General features: G+C 59.0%; 13 protein-coding genes. 9 read left to right on the forward strand and 4 right to left on the reverse strand.

The genetic code is table 11. The features are described from left to right. Positions 1-3: 3 nt before the first annotated feature. The 8 genes from nuoN (at position 4) to F7P80_RS08825 (ending at position 7707) form a co-directional block, all read left to right on the forward strand. Positions 4-1497, forward strand: coding sequence for an NADH-quinone oxidoreductase subunit NuoN (gene nuoN, locus F7P80_RS08790; RefSeq protein WP_054066763.1), 1494 nt, complete (start codon positions 4-6; stop codon positions 1495-1497). A gap of 15 nt (positions 1498-1512) precedes the next feature. Continuing rightward, the gene (locus tag F7P80_RS08795) at positions 1513-1821 is read left to right on the forward strand and encodes a DUF2818 family protein (protein ID WP_054066762.1); all 309 of its coding nucleotides are present in this window, start codon (positions 1513-1515) and stop codon (positions 1819-1821) included. A gap of 83 nt (positions 1822-1904) precedes the next feature. After that, positions 1905-2357 (forward strand): DUF1178 family protein, encoded by a 453-nt coding sequence (locus F7P80_RS08800; protein WP_151044071.1) that lies wholly within the window; start codon positions 1905-1907, stop codon positions 2355-2357. Between the two features lie 502 nt (positions 2358-2859). Next, positions 2860-3630, forward strand: a complete 771-nt coding sequence (locus F7P80_RS08805; protein ID WP_054066760.1) for an ABC transporter ATP-binding protein — start codon at positions 2860-2862, stop codon at positions 3628-3630. 3 nt (positions 3631-3633) lie between these two features. After that, the gene (locus F7P80_RS08810; RefSeq protein WP_058880137.1) at positions 3634-4365 is read left to right on the forward strand and encodes an ABC transporter ATP-binding protein; all 732 of its coding nucleotides are present in this window, start codon (positions 3634-3636) and stop codon (positions 4363-4365) included. 55 nt (positions 4366-4420) lie between these two features. After that, positions 4421-5620 carry an ABC transporter substrate-binding protein gene (locus F7P80_RS08815; RefSeq protein WP_077345226.1) on the forward strand — a complete coding sequence of 400 codons (1200 nt, stop codon included), beginning with the start codon at positions 4421-4423 and terminating at the stop codon, positions 5618-5620. A 188-nt stretch (positions 5621-5808) separates the two neighbouring features. After that, positions 5809-6693 carry a branched-chain amino acid ABC transporter permease gene (locus F7P80_RS08820; RefSeq protein WP_054066758.1) on the forward strand — a complete coding sequence of 295 codons (885 nt, stop codon included), beginning with the start codon at positions 5809-5811 and terminating at the stop codon, positions 6691-6693. A gap of 15 nt (positions 6694-6708) precedes the next feature. Next, positions 6709-7707 (forward strand): branched-chain amino acid ABC transporter permease, encoded by a 999-nt coding sequence (locus F7P80_RS08825; RefSeq protein ID WP_054066757.1) that lies wholly within the window; start codon positions 6709-6711, stop codon positions 7705-7707. A 63-nt stretch (positions 7708-7770) separates the two neighbouring features. On the opposite strand, the gene F7P80_RS08830 is transcribed toward F7P80_RS08825, so the two are convergent. The 3 genes from F7P80_RS08830 to F7P80_RS08840 all read right to left on the reverse strand — a co-directional run bounded on the left by F7P80_RS08830 (position 7771) and on the right by F7P80_RS08840 (position 10254). Then, positions 7771-8691, reverse strand: a complete 921-nt coding sequence (locus tag F7P80_RS08830; protein ID WP_080025139.1) for a transporter substrate-binding domain-containing protein — start codon at positions 8689-8691, stop codon at positions 7771-7773. Positions 8692-8759: 68 nt separating this feature from the next. Then, positions 8760-9608 carry a tRNA-uridine aminocarboxypropyltransferase gene (locus F7P80_RS08835; RefSeq protein ID WP_080025138.1) on the reverse strand — a complete coding sequence of 283 codons (849 nt, stop codon included), beginning with the start codon at positions 9606-9608 and terminating at the stop codon, positions 8760-8762. Positions 9609-9642: 34 nt separating this feature from the next. Beyond that, positions 9643-10254, reverse strand: a complete 612-nt coding sequence (locus F7P80_RS08840; RefSeq protein ID WP_151044074.1) for a class I SAM-dependent methyltransferase — start codon at positions 10252-10254, stop codon at positions 9643-9645. Between the two features lie 528 nt (positions 10255-10782). On the opposite strand from F7P80_RS08840, the gene F7P80_RS08845 reads away from it, so the two are divergent. Next, on the forward strand, positions 10783-11754 hold the full coding sequence (locus tag F7P80_RS08845) for a Bug family tripartite tricarboxylate transporter substrate binding protein (protein ID WP_151044077.1): 972 nt from the start codon (positions 10783-10785) through the stop codon (positions 11752-11754). Positions 11755-12008: 254 nt separating this feature from the next. On the opposite strand, the gene F7P80_RS08850 is transcribed toward F7P80_RS08845, so the two are convergent. Continuing rightward, positions 12009-12815, reverse strand: coding sequence for an MHYT domain-containing protein (locus tag F7P80_RS08850; protein WP_151044081.1), 807 nt, complete (start codon positions 12813-12815; stop codon positions 12009-12011). Positions 12816-14188 lie beyond the last annotated feature (1373 nt).

Below are 14188 nucleotides of genomic sequence, written 5' to 3' on the forward strand. Positions count from 1 at the left end.
GAGATGATTGACAACATCAGCTGGCTTTCGATCTACCCCGAGATCGTGCTCTTCATCATGGGGTGCGTGATCACCTTGGTGGATCTGGGCGTAAAAAGCGCTCGCCGCACTGGCACCTACGCGCTGACCATGTTGACGCTGCTCGTAGTCGCCATCATGCAGGCCAACTACGCTTTGAGCGGCAACACCTTCTACGGCTGGGGCAACATGGTGGTCTCTGACGCCATGGGCAACTGGCTCAAGTGCTTTGCTACCGTCGCCATGATGGTGACCCTGGTCTACGCCCGTCCTTATTCCGCAGACCGCGGCATGCTGCGTGGCGGTGAACTGTTCAGCCTGTCGATTTTTGCGCTGCTGGGCATGTTCATCATGATCAGCGCCAACAACCTGCTGCTGATCTACCTGGGTCTGGAACTACTGACCCTGTCCAGCTACGCACTGGTGGCGCTGCGCCGTGATCACACTCTGGCTACCGAAGCGGCCATGAAGTACTTCGTGCTGGGTTCTCTGGCATCGGGCTTCCTGCTGTATGGCCTGTCCATGGTCTACGGTGCGACGGGTTCGCTGGACATCGGCGAAGTGTTCAAGGCCATCAGCTCCGGTGAACTCAAGCACCAGGTGCTGGTATTCGGTCTGGTCTTTGTGGTGGCAGGTCTGGCCTTCAAGCTGGGCGTGGCCCCCTTCCACATGTGGGTGCCTGATGTGTACCAGGGTGCGCCTACAGCCATCACTGCGCTGATTGGTGGCGCTCCCAAGCTGGCTGCATTTGCCATCGTGATCCGCCTGCTGGTGGATGGCATGCTGCCGCTGGCTGTGGACTGGCAGCAGATGCTGACCGTGCTGGCCATTGCTTCGCTGGTGGTGGGTAACGTGGCAGCGATTGCCCAGACCAACCTCAAGCGTATGCTGGCTTACTCCACGATCGCACAGATGGGCTTTGTGCTGCTGGGTCTGCTGTCGGGTGTGATCGGTACGGAAATCGATCCTACCCGTGCAGCCAATGCCTACAGCTCCTCCATGTTCTACGTGGTGACCTATGTGCTGACCACGCTGGCGACCTTCGGCGTGATCATGCTGCTGTCGCGCGAAGGCTTTGAGAGCGAAGAGATTGCCGACCTGGCTGGTCTGAACCAGCGCAGCCCCCTGTACGCAGGCATCATGGCGGTGTGCCTGTTCTCCATGGCCGGTATTCCTCCGCTGGTGGGCTTCTATGCCAAGCTGTCCGTGCTGCAGGCACTGGTGGCTTCGGGTGAGAGCTTCTACATCGGTCTGGCCGTGTTCGCCGTGATCATGTCGCTGATTGGTGCCTTCTACTACCTGCGCGTGATCAAGGTCATGTACTTTGACAAGCCGCTGACTGCTGTGGCCGTGTCCGCTCCTCTGGATGTGCGTGCCGTGCTGACGGTGAACGGTGCACTGGTTTTGATCCTGGGCATTGTTCCTGGTGGTTTGATGTCGCTGTGCGCGGATGCGATTGTCCGAGCGCTGGCATCCTGACCCATAATGTGAAGCGTGACTCAAACTGCTTCCATCTGGCTCGTAATTCTGGCGGCCCTCGTGGCCGCCAATTTGCCTTTTCTGAATGAGCGCTGGCTGATTGCCGGGCCTGTGGCCAAGCCTGTCAAGCCCCTGTGGGGGCGCCTGCTGGAGCTGGTGCTGCTGTATTTCCTGGTAGGTGCACTGGCTTTGCTGCTGGAGCGCCGTGCCGGGCAGATCTACCCGCAGGGCTGGGAGTTCTATGCCATCACAGCCACGCTGTTCCTGACACTGGCCTTTCCTGGCTTTGTCTGGCGCTACCTCACCAAGCGTCGCAGCCGCTAAACTTGCGGCTTCTGTACGCCAAGGCAGAGCACTGACTCTGCCTTTTTCTTTGTTGGTTTCAAGCTTACGGATCTGCTGCTGCCATGAAGGTGTTTGACCTCCATTGCCCCCTGGACCATGTATTTGAAGGCTGGTTTGCTTCGGAAGAGGATTTCCGCAGTCAGCTCGATCGCGGCCTGGTGGAATGCCCCATGTGTGGCAGCAAGGAATTGCGCAAGGGCCTGAGTGCCCCGCGCCTGAACCTTGGGGCGCAGCCTGCCGCAGCTGCGCCAGCTCCTGTGCCCGATGAGGCAGACCGTCGCAAGCTGCATGCCCTGCAGGCAGCATGGCTGGAAGTCTCGCGCAAAATTGCAACCAAGACCGAGGACGTGGGCGAGCGCTTTGCGGAAGAAGCTTTGCGCATGCACAAGGGCGAGGAGCCCGAGCGTCCCATCCGTGGCCAGGCCACGCCTCAGCAGGCCATGGAACTGCTGGAGGAGGGCGTGCCTGTCATGCCGCTGGCTCTGCCCAAGAGCAGCAAGGAAACGCTGCAGTAGCCCTGGAAACCTCTGCGTTGCATGCCGTTGATGCTGCCGTTGATCGGCTGTTGCAGGACATCCCAAAGCTGCAAATTCTAAAAAAGTGAGCTGCTTGCGCAGATGCTGTAAGGGATTGCGGGCAAATGTTTTCGCAAATCCTTATGAATCAAGCGCTGGCAGCTATTTTTTTAGCAAAAACCTGTAGAGCCAAGCGATTGCGGCTTCACATCCAGCCCGAGATACACCGTAAAAAAAGCCGTCCAAATTGGCTTTGGTTGACTCTTTGAATCTTGTGAATGTGTGCAATCACTCTTTGTTTTTGCATTGATATTTAAGGGAGTTGAAGGCTTTTTTTGTCGCTAGGGTAACTGCCTAAGTTGAAAAGCTTAGGCACAACTCCTAGTGCGTAGTCGGAAAGCTCGCCCATACGATGCGCTGCAACATTTGACACGGTGCATGCCAGCCACAGGGCCAGAAGCCCCGGCCTGCAGCACTGCCAACACGGAGCAGCCTGGCCGCCATGAGCGACGTCATTCTTCAAACCACCCATCTCACCAAAGCGTTCAAAGGCTTTACCGCCGTGAGCGATGTGAATCTTTCGGTGCAGCGCGGCAGCATCCATGCGCTGATTGGCCCCAACGGTGCGGGCAAGACCACGTGCTTCAACCTGCTGACCAAGTTTCTGGAGCCGACTTCGGGCGAGATCCGCTTCAACGGCATCGACATCACCCGCGAAGCACCTGCACAGATTGCGCGTCGCGGTGTGATTCGCTCGTTCCAGATCTCGGCCGTGTTTCCGCACCTGACCTTGCTGGAGAACGTGCGCATTGGTCTGCAGCGCCAGCTGGGTACGGCTTTTCACTTCTGGAAGAGCGAAAAAACGCTGAGCCAGCTCAATGACCGCGCCATGCAGCTGCTGGACGAAGTAGGCCTGGCAGACATGGCGGATGAAGTCACCGTCAACCTGCCTTACGGCCGCAAGCGTGCGCTGGAGATTGCCACCACGCTGGCCATGGAGCCTGAGCTCATGCTGCTGGACGAACCCACGCAGGGCATGGGCCACGAAGACGTAGACCGCGTCACCCAGCTCATCAAGAAAGTCTCGGCGGGTCGCACCATCCTCATGGTGGAGCACAACATGAAGGTGATCTCCACGATCGCCGACCGCATCACCGTGCTGCAGCGCGGCGCCGTGCTGGCTGAGGGCAACTACAGCGAAGTCTCCCGCAACCCCCAGGTGATGGAAGCCTATATGGGCAGCACCGAAGGACAACTGCAAGGAGCGCACTGAACCATGGCCGCGACAGCACACAACAACACCACACCTGCCCTCGAAATCCGCAACCTCGAAGCCTGGTATGGCGAATCCCATGTTCTGCATGGCGTGGACATGGTGGTCTACCCCGGCGAAGTCGTCACCCTGCTGGGGCGCAATGGGGCAGGGCGCACGTCCACCATGCGCGCCGTCATGGGGTTGACCGGCGCGCGCAAGGGCTCGGTCAAGATTAATGGGCATGAAACCATTGGCCTGCCCACGCACAAGATTGCGCACTACGGCGTGGGTTACTGCCCTGAAGAGCGGGGCATTTTTGCCAGCCTCTCGTGCGAAGAAAACCTGCTGCTGCCCCCACAGCTCAAGACCGGCCATGAAGGCATGAGCGTGGAGGAAATCTACGACATGTTCCCCAACCTCGCCGAGCGCCGCCACAGCCAGGGCACGCGCCTGTCCGGTGGTGAGCAGCAGATGCTGGCCGTGGCGCGCATTCTGCGCACGGGGGCACGGCTGCTGCTGCTCGATGAAATTTCCGAAGGCCTGGCTCCCGTGATCGTGCAGGCACTGGCACGCATGATCACCACGCTGCGGGCCAAGGGCTACACCATCGTCATGGTGGAGCAGAACTTCCGCTTTGCCGCACCGCTGGCCGATCGCTTCTACGTCATGGAGCATGGCCGCATCGTCGAGACCTTTGATGCGCCGCAGCTGCAAGCCAAGATGCCCGTGCTCAATGAATTGCTGGGTGTCTGACCCCATCTGCATTGCACCAACACAGAAACATACCTATATCAACAAGGAGACAAACATGCACGCACTGCGTACCCCTTTGACTGCGCTCGCCCTCTCTCTGGCCATGGCTGGCATGGCCCACGCGCAAGCACCAGACAAGGTCAAGATCGGCTTTATCACCGACATGTCCAGCAACTATGCAGACGTAGACGGCAAGAACGGTGCAGTTGCCATTCAGATGGCGATTGACGACTTCGGCGGCAAGGTGCTGGGCAAGCCCATCGAGCTGCTGACGCTGGATCACCAGCACAAGCCCGACATTGCCGCCACCAAGGCGCGCGAGTGGATTGACACACAAGACCTGAGCATGCTGCTGGGCGGCACCAACTCTGGCGTGGCCCTGGCGCTGGCCAAGGTGGCGCAGGAGAAAAAGCGCGTCTACATCAACAATGGCGCAGGCACTTCGGCCCTGACCAATGAGCAGTGCTCGCCCTACACCATTCACTACGCCTATGACACGGTGGCGCTGGCCAAGGGCACAGGCGGTGCCGTGGTCGATAACGGCGGCAAGGAATGGTTCTTCCTGACAGCGGACTACGCCTTTGGCCATTCGCTGGAGAACGACACGGCTAACGTGGTCAAGGCCAAGGGCGGTAACGTCAAGGGCAGCGTGCGCCATCCGCTGAACGCTTCGGACTTCTCCAGCTTCCTGCTGCAGGCACAGAACTCCAAGGCCCAGATTCTGGGACTGGCCAACGCCGGTGGTGACACCATCAACACCATCAAGGCAGCCAAGGAGTTCGGCATCAACAAGAACATGAAGCTTGCTGGCCTGCTGGTGTTCCTGACCGATGTGCACTCGCTGGGCCTGCGCAATACCGAAGGCCTGCTGCTGACCACCAGCTGGGACTGGAACCTGAACGACGAAACCCGCGCCTTTGGCAAGAAGTTCCAGGACAAGACCAAGCGCATGCCTACTGACGTGCAGGCCGCCAACTACTCGGCCACCATGAACTATCTGAAGGCTGTAGAAAAGGCCGGCACACTGGATGCGGACAAGGTGATGGAAGTGCTCAAGAGCGAGCCGCTCAAGGACTTCTATGCCGAAGGCATGATCCGCCCTGATGGCCGCTACGCACACGACATGTACCTGATGCAGGTGAAGTCGCCGGCCGAATCCAAAGGCCCATGGGACTACTACAAGGTCGTGACCAAGCTCACTCCTGATCAGGTCTGGACCACCAAGGAAGAAAGCAAGTGCGCTCTGTGGAAGTAAGCGCTGTGCGCGCCACTGCAGATCACCGATTTGCCGCGTGGTGCCAGCTACTTTGATGTGAGCCCCCGCTGCACGCCGTACCTGGCGTGCAGCGTTCCCGCCCATGCACAGACTTGTACGGCAGCAGGCCACCAGCGTGCTGCCGCGCTGTGCGGAAGGCCTTTTGTTTACCCAACCGCGTCTTTCTCATGGAAATCTTCGGTGTCTCATTGCCGGGCCTGCTGAGCCAGCTGCTGCTGGGGCTGGTCAATGGCTCGTTTTATGCGATCTTGAGCCTTGGGCTGGCCGTGATCTTTGGTCTGCTGAACGTCATCAACTTTGCGCACGGCGCACTGTTCATGATGGGGGCCATGGTCACCTGGATGGCCATGAACTACTTCGGCATCAACTACTGGGTGATGCTGATTCTGGCTCCCATCATCGTGGGGCTGTTTGGTGTGCTGATCGAGCGCTTTCTGCTGCGCTGGATCTACAAGCTCGACCACCTGTACGGCCTGCTGCTGACGCTGGGCCTGTCGCTGCTGATCGAAGGCGTGTTCCGCTCGGTCTACGGTGTCTCGGGCCTGGGCTATGACACGCCCGAGCTGCTCGAAGGGGCCTCCGACCTTGGCTTCATGATGCTGCCCAACTACCGCGTCTGGGTGGTGGTGGCATCCGTGGTCGTCTGTATGGCCACCTGGTATGTGATTGAGAAAACCCGCCTTGGTGCCTACCTGCGCGCTGGTACGGAAAACCCGCGTCTGGTGGAAGCCTTTGGCATCAACGTGCCCCTCATGGTCACGCTGACCTATGCCTTTGGCGTGGGACTGGCGGCCTTTGCCGGTGTGCTGGCTGCACCCGTCTACCAGGTCACGCCGCTGATGGGGCAGAACCTCATCATCGTGGTGTTCGCCGTGGTGGTGATCGGGGGCATGGGCTCCATCATGGGCTCCATCCTCACCGGGCTGGGCCTGGGTGTGGTGGAAGGCCTGACCAAGGTGTTCTACCCCGAAGCATCGTCCACCGTGGTGTTCGTCATCATGGTCATTGTTTTGCTGATTCGCCCCGCAGGCCTGTTTGGCAAAGAGAAATAAAGAGGGGCACACACCATGACTACCAAGAAACTTGCATTCCTTGGCTACGGCGTGCTGCTGCTGGCCCTGATTCTGGCTCCCTTCTTCGGCGCGTATCCCGTGTTTGTGATGAAGCTCATGTGCTTCGCGCTGTTTGCCTCGGCCTTTAACCTGCTGCTGGGCTACACGGGACTGCTGTCCTTCGGTCACGCTGCCTTTCTGGGTGGCGCAGCCTATATGGCAGGTCACACCATCAAGGTCTGGGGTGTGACGCCTGAGATTGGCATCATCCTCGGTACGCTGGGTGGTGCTGCCATTGGTCTGGTGGCTGGCTGGCTGGCCATTCGCCGTCAGGGCATCTACTTTTCCATGATCACGCTGGCGCTGGCGCAGATGCTGTTCTTCGTCTGCCTGCAGATGCCGTTTACCGGCGGTGAAGACGGCCTGCAGGGCGTGCCACGCGGCAAGCTGTTTGGCCTGATTGACCTGAGCAATGACCTGACCATGTACTACGTGGCGCTGGTCATCGTGGTGCTGGGCTTCTTGCTCATTGTGCGCACCGTGCATTCGCCCTTCGGGCAGGTGCTCAAGGCCATCAAGGAAAACGAGCCCCGTGCTATTTCACTGGGCTATGACGTGAACCGCTTCAAGCTGCTGGTGTTTGTACTCTCGGCTGGATTGACCGGTCTGGCTGGTGCGCTCAAGACCGTGGTGCTGGGCTTTGCCACGCTGTCGGATGTGCACTGGACCACCTCGGGCCATGTGATTCTGATGACGCTGATCGGCGGCCTGGGCACGCTGTCTGGCCCCATCGTGGGTTCGGCTATTGTGGTGGCGCTGGAAAACAAGATTGGCGACTTTGGCACCTGGCTGTCCAAGGCCACCGGGGTGGAATGGTTCAGCACTCTGGGCGAGTCCGTGACCATTGTCACTGGCTTGATCTTTGTGATCTGCGTGCTGGCCTTCCGCCGTGGCGTCATGGGCGAAATCATCGCCTGGCTGGCACGCCGCAGGGGCAGCGGCAAGCTGCTCTGAGTGGGCGCTGCACCAGCAAAAAACCGCCGGGGACTCCGGCGGTTTTTTTATGCTGCGCAGGCTTTAGCGCACGGTGTCGAACTGCTCGACAGGCACATCGTTAGGGTTGGCAATCATCTTCTTCAGCGTGTCACCCATGGGCAGGTTCAGATTCATGTGCTTGGGTGGAATCGGCTGGGTGTAGTACTTGTTGTAGAGCTTTTCCAGCTCGCCATTGGCCATCATCTGGCGGATCACATCGTCCACCGCCTGCTTGATGGCGGGGTCGTCCTTGCTGAACTGAATGGCAATGGGCTCAGCACCGATCACTTCACCCACGATCTTGAAACCCTCGGGGTGCTTGCTCTGTGCAATCACGCCAGCGAGCATGTTGTCGTCCAGCACAAAGGCATCCACACGGCCTGACTCCAGCAGCAGGAAGGCTTCGTACTGGTCCTTGGCCATGACGGTCTGGATCTTGATGTCATGCTCCGCAGCAAAGCGGCGCAGAATTTGCACAGCCGTGGTGCCGGTCAGTGCCACGGCTTTCTTGCCATCGAGCTGCTTGAAGCTGGTGATAGGCTGGTCCTTGGCCACAGCCATGCGCACTTCGCTCACATAGGTGGTCAGGCCAAAAGCGACCTGGTCCTGGCGCTTGAGGCTGTTGGTCATGCTGGCGCAGTTGAAGTCGGCCGTGCCGTTCTGGATCAGGGGCATGGTGTTCTGGGGTGTCAGCACCATGTATTTGAGCTGCGCCTTGGGCGCAATGGTCTGCACCACTTTTTCGCACAGTTCGGTGTGGTAGCCCACAAACTTTTCGTTGGCACCCAGCGCGTAGGACATGGGGGTGGCGCTCTCACGCACACCAATCACCACCGTGCCACCCTCCTGCCAGCGCTTGAGGGTGGGGGAATCCACCGCAGGCGCAGCTGCGCAGGCAATGTTCGAGAAAAAAGCTGCAGTCAATGCAGCAGAGGCCAGGGACAACTTCACAACAGACTTCATGGGGCACTTTGCAATTCAGGGTGCAGCAACCACGGTGGTGCTGCGATTGCAGGCATTGTCCCACTGGCTTAAGACAAGTTAGTGTTATGCAAATTATTGTCTAAGGCTTGGCCGCCAACGCCTTTGGCGATGGCGGAGTCAGCCGCACTGGCCAGTTGCAAGGCAGCCTGCAATTGCTGGTGCTCGCTGCTGTCCCACTGCACGGGCATCTGGTTCTTGGCCTGCAGATAGTGGTGGGTATAGACGGCCAGATACTGCTCCAGCACCTGTCCTGCACGCTGGTCCTGGGGCTGGGCACACAGCTCCAGGCACAGTGCGGCCACCTCGCTGGTGCAGAAGTGGTCGTCACGCTTGGAGCGGCGCAGCTGGTAGCGCGAGATCTGCTCGGGCTGCAGACCCAGTACCGGAAAGCTGTCCAGATACGGGCTCTTGCGGAACATCTTGCGCGCCTCGGCCCAGGTGGCATCCAGCAGGATGAACAACGGCCGCTTACCGCTGTGTGCCTGCCCGGCTGGCAGCGTGTGAATGGCGCGCTCGGGAGGCTCTACGTATTCGCTGGGAAAGACCACATAGGGCTGCCACTGCGGGTCCTGCAGCAGTGCGGTCAGGGCTGGGTCTACCTCGGTACGGCTCCAGCCAAAGGCAAAAGTGTCCTGCACCACATCGGCAATCAGCCAGCCCGTGTTGCTGGGCTTGAGTGGCTCGGCATCGTGCATCAGCAGGCAGATGCCTGCCTGCGTTGGCAGGTGTGGGCGCAGTGCACACATGCAGTGGGTGGGGCGCAGGCGGCAGCCCTCGCAGCGTTCCCCTTTGGGGCCACCACGGGCCAGAAACGGGCGCGTGCTGCGCAGCAGACGCTGGGCGCGCAGACGCGCGACGGCATGGGGGAAGGCGGGGGGCGTAGAGGCAGCAGACATGATGTAAGGCGACGATTGTCGTTGCCACGCAGCGTCAATACCCGCCGCCGGGGCATTCCAGCTCGAACACCGGCACCGGGCACTGGCGGCTCAGCCACAGGCCGCCGCCCAGCGCGCTGAAGTGCTGGCTCAGGCCCTGGCGGTACAGTGCCGCACGGTGGCGGAACAGGCGCGGGTCGGTCAGATCTTCGTCAATGATGTCGCGCTCATAGTCCTCGCGCGTCACGGCTTCCAGATACAGCGCACCGCGCGAGAGCTGGCCCAGATTACGCAGGGCTTTTTTCAGGTCGGCAGGGCTTAGATAGGGCAGTACACCCTGGCAGATCACCAGGTCAAACGGCGCACTGCTCTGGTAGTCCACCACCGAGCCTTGCGTCCAGCCAAAGCGCTCGCACAGATATTCGCTGAACTCCACGCCCTGGTAGCTGCAGCCGGGAAACTGCTGCTGCACCACATCCTTCCACAGACCGATGCCGCAGCCCACATCCAGCACCCTCGTTACGGGAACGCGCAGGTATTTCAGATAACTGCAGACAAATGTGCCCAGCCGCTCAATGTGTTCCTGGTCCACCACGCTGGTTTTCTTGTCGAAATAAAAGCGCTGGTAGTACGCCTCGTCAAACCATTGGTCGCTTGCTGATTGCACAGACTCTCCTTGATGCTGGGCATGGTTCATGCCGGGGAAAAGGCCAAGTATCGGCCACAGTGCTTTTCGGCGTCAGCCAGTGCGTTATCTAAAACCATAGCTTCCAGCGCTTGCTGGATGGGCGTTAGAGCCTGTTTTGCTTATTAATTAATCATGATAAGGCGCAATAATCGACCACACGTGAGGCCTATTGCCGCTATTTGCGCAATATTTTTGCGTGAAATGGGGCGCGACTGTTTCGCAGATCACAAGCACTAGGCTGCGCTTTTGCGAAGTTTTATTGAGTGTGTTTGTTTTCTGCGCATGAAACTGCAGTGCTATACGAATTGACAGCCCTGTGCAAACAAAAAAATTGCGTCTGCTTGGGTGTGTGTTTGGCTGTGAATGCTGCTGTGTGCTTCCTAGAATCTCCCACCATTGCTACCAGCGGCGCACCACAGAAGGGCAGGGAGGAGAGCGTGTACATCTCGGCCAGACGCTGACTGGAAAGCCCCTTTTGTCTGTTTTGTCGAGAAAGCCTTGATCCCCATGATCTCCCGCCGTCACTTTCTGGCTGCTTCGGCAGCCTCGCTTGCTGTATCTCCCATGGCTGCCTGGAGCAACCAGCCCATACGTCTGGTGGTGGGTTTTACCGCCGGCGGCTCCGCAGACTTTGTGGCACGCCAGCTGGCCCTGTATCTGGCTGAAGAACTGAACACCCCTGTGGTCGTGGACAACCGCCCCGGTGCAGGCGGCCGCATTGCCGTGGATGTGGTCAAAAACGCCAAACCCGATGGCAATACCCTGCTGGTGTCACCCGGCGCCATTCTGACCATCTACCCCCATGTCTATCGCCAGCTCAGCTACAACCCGCAGACTGATCTGATGCCCATTTCCTCGCTGTGCGCGCTGCAGTACAGCGCCAACATCGGCCCCATGGTGCCTGACAGCGTCACCAGCCTGGAGCAGCTGGTGCAGTGGTTCAAGGCCAATCCAGACAAAGCCTCGTTTGGCTCTGCCGGTGCAGGCACGGCCATGCACTTTCTGGGCGAAATGTTTGCCGCGCAAATGGGCCTCAACTATGTGCATGTGCCCTACAAGGGTGGTGCCATGGCGCTGCAGGACGTCATGGCCGGGCAGATTGCCTCCAGCTTCAACGTCATCAGCGAACCCATTGCACAGCTGAGCAGTGGCAAGGTGCGCATGCTGGGCGTGAGCAGCGCCGAGCGCCTGAGCCAGCTGCCCCAGGTTCCTACCTTTGCCGAGCAAGGCCTGCCTGCGTTGACTTCGCAGGAATGGATGGGCCTGCTGGCCCCCAAGGGCACCAGTCCTGAACTGGTGGCACGCCTGCACGCCGCAGCAGCCAAGAGCCTGTCTGGGGCCAAGGTGCAGGCCGCGCTGGCTGAGATGGCCTTCAGCATGACGCCCATGAGCCAGGCCGACTTTGCCCGCATGATGGAGCAGGACATTGCCAAGTGGGCACCTGTGGTGGAGCGCACCGGCTTCAAGGCTGATGCCTGAGCGTATGGAGGCTCTGCAGGCGTTTTATATAAGCGCTTGCATATTTGATAGCAATCTTTTATAATCAGCAGGTTGTTTGCGCAAACAATGCTGATCTCACGCCAGTACGTCGAGCACTTCGACGAGAAAAATACAAGTGACAGCTGCAGAGACGTTCTGCCGTAACACGGTGATCGCGTAAGAGTCGCCGTCCAATTCAAAAAAAGCCCACTGACAAGAACTGTCAGTGGGCTTTTTGCTTGGTGGCAGCTGCTTCAGGTCTTGAAGCGGCGCGCGTACATGTGCACCAGCGCGATCAGGAAACTGATCACCACAATCAGCATCACCAGCAGCACGGGCAGCGCCGTCAGCATACCCAGACTGTCGGATTCAGGCAGCGCTGTCACTGGCGTGGTGCAGACCACATCGGCCGCCGCCATGCCGGTGTAGTGCATGGCGCAGATCGCGCCGCCCATCAGCGCCGCAGCCAGCCAGCGTGCGGCGTTGGAAGACGTGGCAAACGCCAGCCACAGGCCTGCCGTGGCCGCCACAAAGGCAATCAGGCAGGACAGGGCTACCAGCGGCCAGTCCCACAGGAAAAAGCCATCAAACTCCATGCTGTACATGCCCAGGTAGTGCATGGCGCTCACACCCACACCCAGAATGGCTCCGGCACACACCAGCCGTGGCAGGCTGTACGGGTTGGCCGCCACAATGCCCAGACCGCAGATGGAAGCCAGCACCGCCGCCACCAGCGACAGCAGCGTGGTATCGAGCGAGTAATGCACGGCCACCGGCAGCTGCAGCGCCAGCGTGCCAATAAAGTGCATGCACCACACCCCCAGCCCACCAAAAGCCAGCCCCGCTACACACAGCGTGCCGTAATACATCTGCGAGCTGGGCAGCATGGATGTGCGTGGGCGCTTGCCCGTGAGCTTGTCCAGACTGTGGTTGATATGCGCCTTGCGATAGGCCAGCAGCTTGTAGACGCAGGTCAGGGCGCTGTAGGCCCCCATAAATGCACAGACAAAAGACAAGGCAACGTACAGGGGGTTATAGCTTGTCGTGATGACTTCATTCATGCATGTGTCTCCGTGTCATGGGGCGGGCTGATGACACCATCGTTGTTGTGAGTGTGGTTAAAACTCAAAACATTTTGCAATAAAAGCCACGTTCTGTAATTCGTAAATACTTACAAAAATAACGAAGGGATAGATGGAAGCATTTATTTATCCCTGTTTTACTTAATCCGCTGAATCATTATCTATTTCAAATAAATAATCAAAAATCTGGTGCCTTTGTAGGCGAAAAGCTTGTGATGTATCTGGTCGCCTGCAGCTGCTGCCGTTCATCCATATTCTGTATAGGTGATTAATATTTTTTCATAGCTGCAAGCGCTTTCTGTATAAGGCCTGGATGCGGTTTTTATGGTTATTTTTGGAAGCGGTGTGAGGTTATGACAAAGCGTCAGGGGGAAATTGGGGATTTTCTGCTTCTTGTGGTGGCGGTTTGCTTTGCTTGAAGGAGGGAGTCGGGTCTCGGCCCGACAGCCGCCTTACTTTCTTTTGCTTCGCCAAAAGAAAGTAAGCCAAGAAAAGGCGACCCTGCTACCTGCGTCCCTGCCTTTCGCTCCGGGCAGCCTGCGGTGCTCGCCTGTGGGGTGCGCCGCAGAACTCGCTACGCGCTTGGTAAGCGCTTCGCTCAGACAGCTGCGGCGAGTCAGATGGACGAAGCATGTGCGGCATGGGCCGCACATGCCACCCCACAGGCTGCGCGCCTCGGCGCAGGTAGAAGGGAGTTGGGGGTGCATCAGTCGCAGGATTTCTGAATGGAATATGCCTCCAGCGCCCATACAGCAAGCGCTGGAAGCTATGAATTTGCTACTCACTCCCTCTCCCGCTTGCGGGAGAGGGCTGGGGTGAGGGGGTAGTGAACTCCTTCCCCCGTTGGGGGAAGGCAGGGATGGGGGCCTTTGTTGTTGCCTGTTGGGGCGGTGTGCTTGTGGTGAGGAAGGAAGTCGGGTCTCGGCCCGACAGCCGACTTACTTTCTTTTGCTTCGCCAAAAGAAAGTAAGCCAAGAAAAGGCGACCCTGCTACCTGCGTCCCTGCCTTTCGCTCCGGGCAGCCTGCGGTGCTCGCCTGTGGGGTGCGCCGCAGAACTCGCTACGCGCTTGGTAAGCGCTTCGCTCAGACAGCTGCGGCGAGTCAGATGGACGAAGCATGTGCGGCATGGGCCGCACATGCCACCCCACAGGCTGCGCGCCTCGGCGCAGGTAGAAGGGAGTTGGGGGTGCATCAGTCGCAGGATTTCTGAATGGAATATGGCTCCAGTGCCCATACAGCAAGCGCTGGCAGCTATGAATTTGCTACTTACTCCCTCTCCCGCTTGCGGGAGAGGGCAGGGGTGAGGGGGTATTGAACTCCTTTCCCCGCTGGGGGAAGGCAGGGATGGGGG

The organism is Comamonas kerstersii, from assembly GCF_008801935.1.
In the GTDB taxonomy this organism is placed as follows: Bacteria; Pseudomonadota; Gammaproteobacteria; order Burkholderiales; family Burkholderiaceae_C; genus Comamonas; species Comamonas kerstersii.